This is a genomic window from Peribacillus sp. NPDC096622 (assembly GCF_044762665.1).
Classification (GTDB): domain Bacteria; phylum Bacillota; class Bacilli; order Bacillales; family DSM-1321; genus Peribacillus; species Peribacillus frigoritolerans_B.
On the sequence record NZ_JBIWES010000001.1, the window covers coordinates 271,768 to 283,949 of the forward strand.

9 protein-coding genes are annotated in these 12,182 nt (G+C 32.9%); all 9 read right to left on the reverse strand.

Annotated elements, in window-relative coordinates:
• Nucleotides 1–31: 31 nt before the first annotated feature.
• The 9 genes from ACIQYG_RS01275 to ACIQYG_RS01315 all read right to left on the reverse strand — a co-directional run bounded on the left by ACIQYG_RS01275 (nt 32) and on the right by ACIQYG_RS01315 (nt 12,097).
• Nucleotides 32–1,105 carry an acyltransferase family protein gene (locus ACIQYG_RS01275; protein ID WP_402835150.1) on the reverse strand — a complete coding sequence of 358 codons (1,074 nt, stop codon included), beginning with the start codon at nt 1,103–1,105 and terminating at the stop codon, nt 32–34.
• A gap of 575 nt (nt 1,106–1,680) precedes the next feature.
• The gene (locus ACIQYG_RS01280; protein WP_402835151.1) at nt 1,681–2,622 is read right to left on the reverse strand and encodes a glycosyl hydrolase family 28-related protein; all 942 of its coding nucleotides are present in this window, start codon (nt 2,620–2,622) and stop codon (nt 1,681–1,683) included.
• Between the two features lie 1,012 nt (nt 2,623–3,634).
• Nucleotides 3,635–4,789, reverse strand: coding sequence for a non-hydrolyzing UDP-N-acetylglucosamine 2-epimerase (gene wecB, locus ACIQYG_RS01285; protein WP_402835152.1), 1,155 nt, complete (start codon nt 4,787–4,789; stop codon nt 3,635–3,637).
• 259 nt (nt 4,790–5,048) lie between these two features.
• Entirely contained in the window at nt 5,049–6,212 is a 1,164-nt protein-coding gene (locus tag ACIQYG_RS01290) for a DegT/DnrJ/EryC1/StrS family aminotransferase (RefSeq protein ID WP_402835153.1), read from the reverse strand.
• Nucleotides 6,213–6,229: 17 nt separating this feature from the next.
• On the reverse strand, nt 6,230–6,862 hold the full coding sequence (locus tag ACIQYG_RS01295; protein ID WP_402835154.1) for an acetyltransferase: 633 nt from the start codon (nt 6,860–6,862) through the stop codon (nt 6,230–6,232).
• Complete coding sequence (locus tag ACIQYG_RS01300; RefSeq protein ID WP_402835483.1) at nt 6,862–7,464, reverse strand: sugar transferase; 603 nt, start codon at nt 7,462–7,464, stop codon at nt 6,862–6,864. Before ACIQYG_RS01300 ends, ACIQYG_RS01295 begins: the two co-directional genes overlap by 1 nt.
• 18 nt (nt 7,465–7,482) lie before the next feature.
• Nucleotides 7,483–8,763 (reverse strand): nucleotide sugar dehydrogenase, encoded by a 1,281-nt coding sequence (locus ACIQYG_RS01305; RefSeq protein WP_402835155.1) that lies wholly within the window; start codon nt 8,761–8,763, stop codon nt 7,483–7,485.
• Nucleotides 8,756–9,994, reverse strand: a complete 1,239-nt coding sequence (locus ACIQYG_RS01310; protein WP_402835156.1) for a glycosyltransferase family 4 protein — start codon at nt 9,992–9,994, stop codon at nt 8,756–8,758. The genes ACIQYG_RS01305 and ACIQYG_RS01310 overlap by 8 nt, the downstream gene beginning before the upstream one ends.
• A gap of 15 nt (nt 9,995–10,009) precedes the next feature.
• On the reverse strand, nt 10,010–12,097 hold the full coding sequence (locus ACIQYG_RS01315) for an alginate lyase family protein (RefSeq protein WP_402835157.1): 2,088 nt from the start codon (nt 12,095–12,097) through the stop codon (nt 10,010–10,012).
• Nucleotides 12,098–12,182 lie beyond the last annotated feature (85 nt).

Consider the following 12,182-nt stretch of genomic DNA (forward strand, 5'->3'; position numbering starts at 1 on the left):
GGATGAAAGATCAGTCCTCTTTAGAAAGGCATTAGCTTGCCTGATTTGTTGAGTGATTCTTAGTCATCTTTGTATAAAGCTTTTTAATCCTCATTTGATTCGTGAACCATACTTCAATGTACTTATAAGAATAATGAGAAAGAAGTAGGGAAAAAATTGTTCCAAATAGCGCAAATATCACAAAGGTTGTCAAATTATTATTAGGAATAACCTTTGGCAATAAAATCTTTAATGGGAAAATACCAAATGGGTGCCATAAATAAAGACTGTAACTTATCGATCCAAAATACTGGAATACTCTACTCCTTAATACAGATGCTAGAATACCTTTTTCTTTGATTATGTCTACAAAAAAGAAAAAGCTAAAAACTACCGAAATAAATGTACTATACTCAAAACTAATTATAGTCAGGCATAAAAATATAATACCCCTTGTTTTCAAAAGCAAATTATAGGAGCTATAGACGTTTGATTTAGCATTCTCTTTGTTCTTCCTTTGAATAAAGTATAAAAACACACCTACTAAAAAGAACATTGCACGAGGTCTATAAAATAATATAGTAAGGGATATTAATATCGTTAGTATTAAACAAAAACCCCTTATATAACGATTTTTAACAAAATCGCCTTGAAGGATAATGAAAATCAAACATGCATTTATATAAAAGGCGAATTCATACCCCAAACTCCAAGAATTTTGTACGGCTTGTGGAATAGGAAATATACCTTGAAGCATAAATAGGTTCCCAAATAAATTCTTAAAATAGTCTAGAGATCTTATGTCCTTAAACCATTCAAAATCAATGATTGGTCCAATTGTAAACATAATAACAAACAATAATAAATAAACTGGGTAAATTCTCAAAACTCGATTCCATAGGAATTTTTTTATTAGTTTATGCTTCATTAAACTATGAGAAATTAAATATCCACTTATAACGAAAAATAAATTTACACCTGTTGCTGCAATCACTTCATTCTTAATTTCCCAAAATTCGTTGAAGTGCAAAAAACCGGCCACCCCTGCCATGCCTACAAGATGACAGATAAAAACTATTAAAGCACAAAGACCTCTTAAACCTTGTATAGTAAAATTAGTATTCATTTTTTCCCCCTTGTTAAGGTATAAGTCTACAAGAAAAAAGAGAAAATTTACTCTCGGAAAGAGAACACCCTTTAAAACTTATTTTCCTAAATATTGTCGAAGTTCATAAAATTTATCATAGAGAGACAGACGGATGTCTTCACCCCCATTTGCAGTGGTTATAACGTGAAAACCAATATCCCCAGAAGAAATGTTGTACAACATTTTGTTAGAATTGTGAACGATTCCATACTATGTCAAAAGGCAACTCATGGGAAAGTTCAATCTACTAAGTCAACAACAAACAAATTACAATTGCAAAATAAGAACAAAATAATTTAATTTACAAGCATTTTGTTATTTGATAATTTGATTAACTAAATTGCTTCGTATCAGTTTCTGCATTTACTGACCTTAAACACACATAATTATGTTTCATCTATCTTTTCCCCTAATATATTGCTTTACACTTTTCGATTCCCATTTCACGATCTCAATGAATCTAAAATAATCAACCTGATTCAATTAACGTAAGTTAATCAGACAGTTTAAAATACGAATAACTTCAAAAGGTTCTAATTGACCATCACACTATGTTAGTAAAAGTTTATTATATTTTCTTTTCCTAAATCTATTAAGCTATTCATTTTTATATTACTTACTAATTTATTTCGATAAGAATCTACATCAAATTTAGCAGCATTGGTACCCTGGCTATCCCAAATTGTAGCTTCGAAGTAATTGCGATTCCCTTTAACAAATATACCATATTCCGTAATTTCTGAAATTTGAATCTGAATATTGGTGAAACTGTTACCTGCTATTTCATTAGGTAAATAAGCATGACCATCAAGGAAAATACCAAATTTACAATTACTAATATTTACTTGATTAAACGTATTCCCATTAATCCAAATTATATTAGAATCTTTTAATGTAGCTGTTTTAAAATAAATCGCCCTACCAAAACCATAAATATTGAGATTCCTCACTTGTACCCAAGAAATACAATCAAGATGATTTTTCGCATTAAAATAAATAGCATTTCCGTTTCCATTTCCTAAGATATTAATATCAGAAATCATAGTTTGATGGTTTCCTGAAGAAAATCCATCTTGTCCGTCTAGATAAATGACACTTGAGTTATAATCTTTCACTAAACCTGTATTAATAGTCCCTCCTTGAATACTTCCATTTAATCGAATTTGGACAACGTTAACATTATTTTTCACATACAGGGTTGCGCCTTTATTTAATATAAGTTTTACATTAGATTTAATTTGAATTGTCTTTTCAACATAGTATTTTCCTCTAGGTACATAAACCTCCCCTCCACCATCTTTATTTGCTTGATTAATTGCTCTCTGTATAGCTAGTAAATCATCATCTAAATCATCACCTTTTGCTCCATATTTAAGTACACTATATTCGTAAACATTTTGAAGATCAATTTTAACATTATTATTATTATCCCTAATGTCAAAGTTATTATGAAAATGACTATATAAAAAGGCGATTATAACTGCAGAAAATAGCATTAAAACAATATTCTTAATAAGTCATCGCTCCTTTAAAAGTAGGAATCTAAATTATGTAGAATTGTTAGAGATTTTAAATAAAATGACTTCTAGCTTGTCCTAGACAATTTAGCCGTTTTTTTCCTAATTCATTTATACTTACTTTTGAAATTACCAATTTAAAAGTTTGGAAGGATCTACTGTATCCCGGTTCCTGCTAAACACCGTTTATATAAAGGAAATTCTGTTTCAAGTACTTTTTCACTTTTTTGAACAGGTTATGAAGTAAATGCAATCGGCTGTTAATATAAACAGCTGAGGTGCCTCTCAAGAATGCCTTATGCATATTCGAATCATCCCTGTGACAAAATTTAATGGAAGGGTGGCGTTAACCACTCCTAAATCATTTCTACCGTGTTGCTCTCTAGAAGCGTTACAACAGGGTTAATATACATGGGTATTTTAATTAATAGTTTACTATCTACTTCTTGGGTTTAATGAATAAGTTAAATGCTTTAAAAATGAAGTTAAAGGTTCGGTGCGCCTAGCATAGGGCTTCAACAATTCAATATACCTTTCAATGAAAATGCTCTGAGTAAGTCTGGTTATCACTAAATAAGTTTCCAGTTTTTACATAAAATAGGTGATGGTGAGAGAATAAGAGTTTCATTTAGTTTCTTCAGTATCGGATGGGTATTCTAGAGGCCATTTGGTAGGTTGGCCGCGGTTGCAGAGTTTATCAAATTGAAGATTCAAATGTATATCTTTGTAGTAGTGATACGAGTCAAGAATATATAATTTTTATAGAGTATTTGAAAATCCATTATATTAAATACATTAAACAAAATCTTATTCATTTCCTTCCTCCGCTCATATCTTTATTGATTTAATAACCGGTTTCTAGTCATAGAACATAGAAAACCCGAATAAAGGATATATCGTAATCCATTATTCAGGTTAAAGTACAAATGTAGTCCAAAATTTTATTTATATAATTTCTTTTGTCTTAATTTCCATATACTCTTTACAATACTTAACCACCAAATGCGATTGGTACACTTTCTATTTTTCCGTAATGATGTAATATAGCTTTCACTATTCGAGATGAAGCATTACCATCTCCGTATGGATTAGATGCATTGGTCATCTTTTCATATTTTTTTCTATCATTAAGCAACTCATTTGTTAAATTAAAAATAGTTTCTTCATTAACTCCTGCTAATTTTAAAGTTCCAGCTTCTATCCCTTCAGGCCTTTCTGTTGTATCTCTAAGAACAAGTACCGGTTTCCCCAATGATGGAGCCTCCTCTTGAACCCCACCTGAATCAGTTAAAATTATATATGCTTTTGATGCCATATTATGAAAATCTATTACACCCAATGGTTCTATAAGATGAATTCTTGTATCATTACCTAGTATTTCATCTGCTACCTCTCTGACAGCAGGATTTAGATGAACTGGATATACTACTTGCAAATCATTATGTTCTTTTAATAGCCTTTTAATAGCCCTAAACATATTTCTCATAGGTTCACCCAGATTTTCACGACGATGGGCAGTTAAAAGCAACATCTTATCATTTCCAAGTTGCTCTAAAATTTCATGTGTATAATCTTTTTTAATAGTGGTATTCAATGCATCTATGGCTGTATTACCTGTTACAAAAATAGTTTCAGGTTTTTTATTTTCTTTTAATAAGTTCTGCTTTGCCTTATAAGTCGGTGCAAAATGGAAATCTGCTAATACTCCTACTAATTGTCTATTTACTTCTTCAGGGAAAGGAGAATACTTATTCCACGTTCTTAAGCCTGCCTCAACATGTCCAACTGAAATTCGATTATAAAAAGCAGCAAGGCTTGCCGCAAATGTGGTTGAAGTATCTCCATGAACTAGAACTAAATCTGGTTGTACTTCTTTCATTACATTTTCTAAACCTATTAATGAATTTAAAGTTACTCCTGTCAAAGACTGTCGCTCTTTCATTATATTCAAGTCATAATCCGGCGTAATTTTAAATGCCTCTAAAACCTGATCTAACATTTCTCTGTGTTGAGCTGTAACAGTTACAATAGATTCAATAACTTTAGGATGTTTTTCTAATTCTAATACTAGAGGTGCCAATTTAATCGCTTCTGGTCTTGTACCAAAAATTGTCATTATTTTTATTTTTTTATTTATTTTATTCATTCTTTTACTCCCTTTCTAGGAGACTGGAGGCAGTAAGCTCATAGATGAAAAACAAATACAAACGGAATAACAACATGTATTTGTTTTTTCCCATCTTTCTTTCTATATTCAGTATATTGTTAAGCTAAAATAAAAGAAGCTGTTTTCTTAATATATCTCCGATAGTACAATAAATAAGATTTCTAGTTAAAATAAGCATGTACCTTTTCTGGAAGCCTTGATTTAGTTGCTGAGGTCAATTTTCCCAGCATCTGTTCCATTAACGGATACCTGCGTAACTGTTTATCACATTTATGACTTTATCAATTACCCGTTCTTGTTGTTCTTCAGTCATGTTTGATCCAGAAGGTAGACAGACTCCACTTCCGAATAATTCTTCTGAGATACTTCTGCCTATTTTATGAGGATAATACTTCACACCTTCAAAAACCGGTTGCAAATGAAGCGGTTTCCATACCGGACGAGCTTCAATATTCTCTTCTGCCAAACCATTAATTAGTTCTAATGATGATAAACCAAGTTTTTCCTGATTAATTGTCATAGTTGTAAGCCAGCGGTTATGTAAGGTTCCTTCAAGCTCAGGCATAAAGTTTATACCTTCAATCTTACCTAGTGCTTCCACATATCGTTCAAACTTTGCCCTTCTCGTTGCAACCCGTTCATCAAGCACCTCAAGCTGTGCTCGTCCAACTCCCGCCAGAATATTACTCATCCGGTAGTTATATCCTACTACGCTATGTTGATAGTGTGGCGCTTGGTCGCGAGCCTGCGTCGCTAAATAGCGAGCTTTCTTTAATGCTTCTTCATCATTAGAAATCAGCATTCCGCCACCTGAAGTTGTTATAATTTTATTGCCATTAAACGAATAGATACCAAACTTGCCAAATGTACCGCTCTTCTTACCTTTATACTCCGCACCAAGCGATTCCGCTGCATCTTCTATTACAGGAACACCATATTTATCACAAATCTCAATAATTTCGTCCATCTTGGCACTTTGTCCATACAAATTTACTACAATTATAGCTTTTGGTAACTTGTTTTCAGATTTCGCATCCAAAAAGGCTTTTTCCAATGCAATGGGTGACATATTCCAAGTATCAGGTTCAGAATCAATAAAAACCGGTTCTGCTCCTTGATACAAGATAGGGTTGGCACTCGCAATAAATGTCAAAGAAGAGCAAAATACTTTATCCCCCAGTTCAACGTCTAGTAATCTCAATGCCAAATGAATAGCTGCGGTTCCTGAACTAACGGCTGCTGCATTACGTACCCCAGCATATAACGCCAGTTCGTCCTCGAACTTATCCACATTGGGCCCAAGTGGCGCAATCCAGTTAGTTTCGAATGCTTCGTTAATATATTTTTGCTCTTGCCCGCTCATATGAGGAGATGAAAGGAAAATTCTTGAATAGTTTGGCATATAATCACCTTTTCAATTTAATTTAAATACTTAATCACTTTTGCAGGTAATCCAATAGCTGTTACACCATTTGGAATATGATCAATAACAGTAGCACCAGCTCCAATTATAGACCATTCCCCTATCATTTTCCCAGGTATCACAGTTGCTCCCGCACCGATATGTGAACCTTCTCCGATTTTTACATTACCTGTTAAAATGGCACCTGGAGAAATATGAACAAAATCCCCAATGCTATTATCATGCTCTACTACAGAAGCAGAGTTAATAATAGCATGTCTACCTATAGTTACATCAGCATTGATAACACTTGCAGCCATTACAACAGTACCTTCTTCTATTTGCACATTGGGGCTAACATAGGCAGCAGGATGAATAACTACCGCAAACTTCACTCCTAATTCTTTAAGATTGTTTGCAATCCTTTTACGAATATTATTATTACCAATCGCAATTATAAACTCTACTTTCATATTTTTATTAAGTTCCTTTGCAAAAGTTACAGGGCCAAATAAGATGTTATTATTCTTTATTGTATCGGTATATTTATCATCTAAAATAGCGATTACCTTATATACTCCCTCAACAAAAATAATTTCTTGAATAACTTTACTATGGCCACCTTCACCAATCACGACAATAGGCTTCATTAATACTCTCCGCCTTCCGAACCTTTAAACTTCTCCATTGTTACATGTCCTGTTTGACTAATCCCCTCTGATTTAAACACCTTAAGTACCGTCATAAATAATATCTTCATATCCAACCAAAAAGAGCGGTTATCTACGTACCATACATCTAATTTAAATTTTTCTTCCCAAGATATCGCATTACGCCCATTGACTTGTGCCCACCCAGTAATACCAGGACGGACTTCATGACGTCGTGCCTGTTCTGGTGTGTAGTACTCCAAATACTCTAGTAACAAAGGCCGAGGGCCGACAAGACTAATATCCCCTTTTAATACATTAAATAACTGTGGTAATTCATCCAAACTTAGCTTCCGGAGTACCTTGCCAAATTGTGTTAAACGGTCTTGGTCAGGCAGTAACTCCCCGTTTTCATCTCTCTCATCCGTCATTGTACGGAATTTATATACATAAAAAGGCTTACCGTTAAAGCCTGGACGTTGTTGCTTAAAGACAATATGTGAACCAAGTTTGAGACGTATTAGTATCGAAGTAATTATTATGATTGGCGACAAAATGACTAAACCTACAAAAGAACCAGTAATATCAAATAACCTCTTAATATGAATCACCTTCAATCATTAAACTTTTAGTGGAGATTTAATATTAGCCAAACTACCAAAATTATAGTAATTAATTTTTGAACTACTAATGGTTACACAATTTTTCGTGTCAAATACAAGAGGATTTTTCATATGATTCAGTACCGCTTCTTCATCTAATTGTTTAAATTCACTATGATCTGTTAATATTAAAATACACTCTGCATCTGCTATGGCATCTTCAAATGAAGATAAGTAAAAGTTTACTCGTTCTTGCTTTACATGTGGATCATAAATTCCTAACTTGTATCCTTCCATTTGTAAAAGACTTAATACATCCATAGCTGGACTTTCACGTATGTCGTCAATGTTACCTTTATATGTTAATCCAAAAACAGCAATTTTAGAATTTTTATCTTGAAGAAGTTTCGTTACTTGATTAACAACAAATTTAGGCATAGAATTGTTAATTTGACGTGAGTTTGCAATCAATATAGATTGCTCAGGAGCTTTTTCAATAATAAAGTACGGATCTACTGCAAGGCAATGTCCTCCAACACCAGGTCCTGGTTGGTGTAGGTTCACACGTGGGTGATGATTAGCAAGCTGAATGACTTCAAGGGCATCTACATCAAGTTTTTCTGAGATTTTTACAAGCTCATTTGCTAACGCAATGTTCACATCACGATACGTATTTTCCATCAACTTTGACATTTCCGCACTGACCGCACGAGTGATTAATATAGCACCTGTGACAAAACTACGATACATCTCAGCTGCTCTCTGAGCAGAAACGTGGTTTATACCACCAACAATTCTTGTATTCTCTACTAACTCTATTAAAATGCGGCCAGGTAATACACGCTCAGGACAATGGGCAAGATATATGTCTTCTCCTGGTATCCAACCTGCTTCACTTAAAATAGGGGCCACTATATCATTAATGGTACGTGGTGGAATAGTTGATTCTACAATAACTGTATTACCCTCTTTTAAGAACGGTACCATTGCTTTCGTTGCTTCTATTACATAACTTAAGTCAGCTGTATTGTCTTCATGATGTGGTGTAGGAACAGCAATAATAAAGCAATCGGCCTCAGTGGGCTGTAATTGAGCCCGTAAGCTTCCTGCTTCAACTACAATTTTCACTAAATCCTCAAGCCCATCCTCTTCAATATGAATTTCACCTTTGTTTAATTTGTCAACCGCTACTGGATTAACATCAACACCTGTAACATTCCATCCTACTTTGGCAAACATAGCTGCTGTAGGTAAGCCAATATACCCTAAACCTATAACACATAAATTTCTATTATTCATTTACCTTTACCACCTTTTTAATTTCATTCGCATATTTTTCCGCTAAACTCTCACGGCTAAAGTTTTCCCTTACAAATGCAAGACCATTTTCCCCTAGCTTTGTCTGCAGTTGCTTGTTGTGATAAAGCTCCATAACCTTTTCCTTAAATTCTTTTGGATTTTCTGGATCGACATAATAGCCACTTTCACTCTCTTCCACTAGCTTTCTAGCAATTCCATCAATCCCAATTAAAATTGGTTTGGCACATGACATATAATCAAACACTTTATTTGGATATACCGTCTTAAAAGTATCTACCTTCTTTAAAACAGCTGTACAAATATCTGAAGCATTACAGAAATCAGGAATTACCTTTTTCGGCTGTGAATCAACAAATATTACATTTTCTAATTTTTCTTCTTTTGCATGCTTTATAAGTTCTTTCTTTTGCATACCGTCTCCAACAAACATTATTACAATATCTTTCTGGTCTTGACATTCTTTCGCCAACTCAAGAAGAGAATAGAGATGGTTCGCTACCCCATGGGCACCCATATACGTAATAACGAACTTATCTTTTATATTATATTGTTCACGAACCCAATTTTCTTTTGGTCCGGGCTGAAATATATCCAAATCTGCCCCATTTGGTATAAAAATTATTTTATCTTCTTTAATACCTTTTTTATCTATTAGTACTTGTTTGAAAGCTGGTGTCAGTACATTTATTTTATCTGCAAATTTATACGAAAGCTTTTCAACCAAATAAGCTAGTTTAATAATTAATTTATTGCTTAATACACCAGTATCAATTGCTGATTCTGGCCACAAATCTCTAATTTCAAATATCATTGGTATGCGTTTAAATACTTTCGCAAGTATACCAGTGATACCTACGAATAAAGGTGGAGACGTGACTATTAAAACATCATGTTTTTTTACTTTAAATAAAATCGCTGTTAGTGAGGATAAAGTAAAAGAAAAATAGCCCCATAAACGGCCAATAAAGGATTTATTATACGCTTCAGACACATACGTCCGAAGTACCATTGTCTTTTCGGAATATTTCTCTTGAATAATCCATTTACCTTTATACTTTTCTTCTTTCTGACCAGTCGCATAATGAACTGTTCCAGCTACTACAGTTATCTCATGTCCCATCTCTTCCCAAAATTTCACAAATTGATTAAACCGAGAACCCCCTGGATCATCTTTACCTAGGAAATATTGATGTAGAATTAATATTTTCATTTTTATGATTCCTTCTTAATAAATATATTTTATAATTTCCTTTTCGCCTATTTGATTTAAACCAATTTTTTTACCTTGGAAGTTAATACAAGTATTACTTGATAGATTAACACTCTTATCCTTAGGCTTAATAACTGTAATCAGTCTTGTATTTTTGTTAACAGAAAACTCTCTCACTAACTGATGCACCGGTTCTTTTTCACCATAATAGGAAGAAGACCAACCTCGTATTTGATTTTCATCACCAAAATATAAACTGTTTTTTTGCGGATTACCATTTAAAAAACACATTTCTAAATCTCCTAATCCAATAGAGGAGTTATTTTTCTTAAATTCAACATCCTTAATTCCAAACAGCCATTGTTGATTAAATTTAATTTCTTCGTAAAATTTGGAGGCTATTATATCATCAATTATTACCCATACGTCTTCTGTGTTGAAAATCGCCCTTCTATGAATGTAAGGACTATATCCATAATGTTCTCCCTCAAATACAGTAAAATCAGTTGTTTTATTAAATTTTAAGGTTTTTGCTTTTATCCATTTATACCATATAAATCGAGAGCCCTTTTCCATTTGGTCCTTATTATTAACCATAATAGTGTTATGAGATTTAGTTCCATTAAAATAACTCATCCAATTTTCATCAGTATTGTAGGAAAATGTACCTGCATCAGTTAGTATATTATTTCCTTTATACCAGAAATCAAAAGACAACATATCTGCTTGAAAAGGTCTTTGTCTATACGTGGTACAACGTATAGACCCTTGGGAATCCATACCTTTAAGGAAATAATAACCCCCATTTGGAAATGATATTGATTCTTTTTCAATATTGTCTTTTGGGGATTTCAATGCCTTAGCACCAGAAATCCAAAATAAATTCTCATCATGGATCCCATCATTGTAAAGCCTATGTCCTGTTAAAACATGATAAATTGCATTTATTTGAGGTCTATAATCTAAATAATCACATTGTGATAAGGGATGAATTATTGATCCATCATTCATTCCATAATTAGGTAACCTCCCTGAAGATTCTTCCTGATGAGTGTAGAGAAAAAGTGTGGCTTTTTGTATTTTGTCTAAAAACACTTCAGAGAAAACCTCTCCATTTAGTTTTCCTAATTGAATCGCCCATGTATAATCTTGAAGCATCAATCTATGATAGTTCATGGAATGCTGAATATAACCGCCATCTTCATAAATTTGCTTAAATGCTTCTTGTTGAAGATGTTTCAAGCCCTTTTTTTTCCACTTTTTAGATTTATCAAAGAAAGGAAATAATAAACCTACAGTATAAATCGCAACAGCCTCTGTAATAGTGTGATTATTTTTTACTGCTCTAAGAGAAAATTCAAAGTGCTTCTCTATATGATCAGCATGTAAATATATTGCTTTAAATAATTTAAATATTTTACCATCGGTAGATAAGTTATGATCTTTAAATGCATACAAACCAAAAATCCAAGCCATCATACGAATAGACATTTCTTGACAGCATTTATAGTTCACCCCTAATTGATTAGGGTTTTCTTTAATCCAATCTTCTACTATATCCCAGAATACTTTTACATATTTTTCATTAGAGGTAATTGAGTATGCACGAACTAGTGTGAATACAAATGAAAATCTTGAGAGTTCCCATATGTATTTTATATCTCCAAAGTCGCCACCTAAATCTGGAATCTTTAACCAGTGTTTGTCTTTTGGTGAATGTAATTTTGTAATTGGATTATAATGCCAATCTAATTCCTTATACTTAACTTTCCATTTATTAAAATAAGTAAATGTATAATTACATATTTTATCCGCCTCTAGCAAAACAGAGTCACAATCATTTTTCAATAGCTCTCTAATTGTATCTTTATTATTTTCATTAATTCCTAAAAAAAAGGGAGCAGTGTTTTGTTTCCACCAGTATACGAAATTGTCTTTTACTGAGGCATCTAATTTTAATTTAGATCCAAACTGCTTATCATTCAAAGAAACGCATGGATATTTTCTTTCTAATAGACCTGTCTTTTTCTTCAATTCATAGAGACTTCTATAAGTAGTCCAGCCAAGTCCCATATTTTTTATTAGTTCAAACTTTCTGTACATATTGTAATCCCTTCCATGCAATAAATTAACTTTGAATTTTCAAACGAAATAAATTTAACGACAAATATAATTCATGATAACCTTA

Excerpts from the sequence above, each read along its gene's own strand:
- wecB (WP_402835152.1), bottom strand. The coding sequence starts at position 4,789 with ATGAATAAAATAAATAAAAAAATAAAAATAATGACAATTTTTGGTACA.
- ACIQYG_RS01305 (WP_402835155.1), bottom strand. The coding sequence starts at position 8,763 with ATGAATAATAGAAATTTATGTGTTATAGGTTTAGGGTATATTGGCTTA.
- ACIQYG_RS01315 (WP_402835157.1), bottom strand. The coding sequence starts at position 12,097 with ATGTACAGAAAGTTTGAACTAATAAAAAATATGGGACTTGGCTGGACT.
- ACIQYG_RS01290 (WP_402835153.1), bottom strand. The coding sequence starts at position 6,212 with ATGCCAAACTATTCAAGAATTTTCCTTTCATCTCCTCATATGAGCGGG.
- ACIQYG_RS01275 (WP_402835150.1), bottom strand. The coding sequence starts at position 1,105 with ATGAATACTAATTTTACTATACAAGGTTTAAGAGGTCTTTGTGCTTTA.
- ACIQYG_RS01310 (WP_402835156.1), bottom strand. The coding sequence starts at position 9,994 with ATGAAAATATTAATTCTACATCAATATTTCCTAGGTAAAGATGATCCA.
- ACIQYG_RS01280 (WP_402835151.1), bottom strand. The coding sequence starts at position 2,622 with ATGCTATTTTCTGCAGTTATAATCGCCTTTTTATATAGTCATTTTCAT.
- ACIQYG_RS01295 (WP_402835154.1), bottom strand. The coding sequence starts at position 6,862 with ATGAAGCCTATTGTCGTGATTGGTGAAGGTGGCCATAGTAAAGTTATT.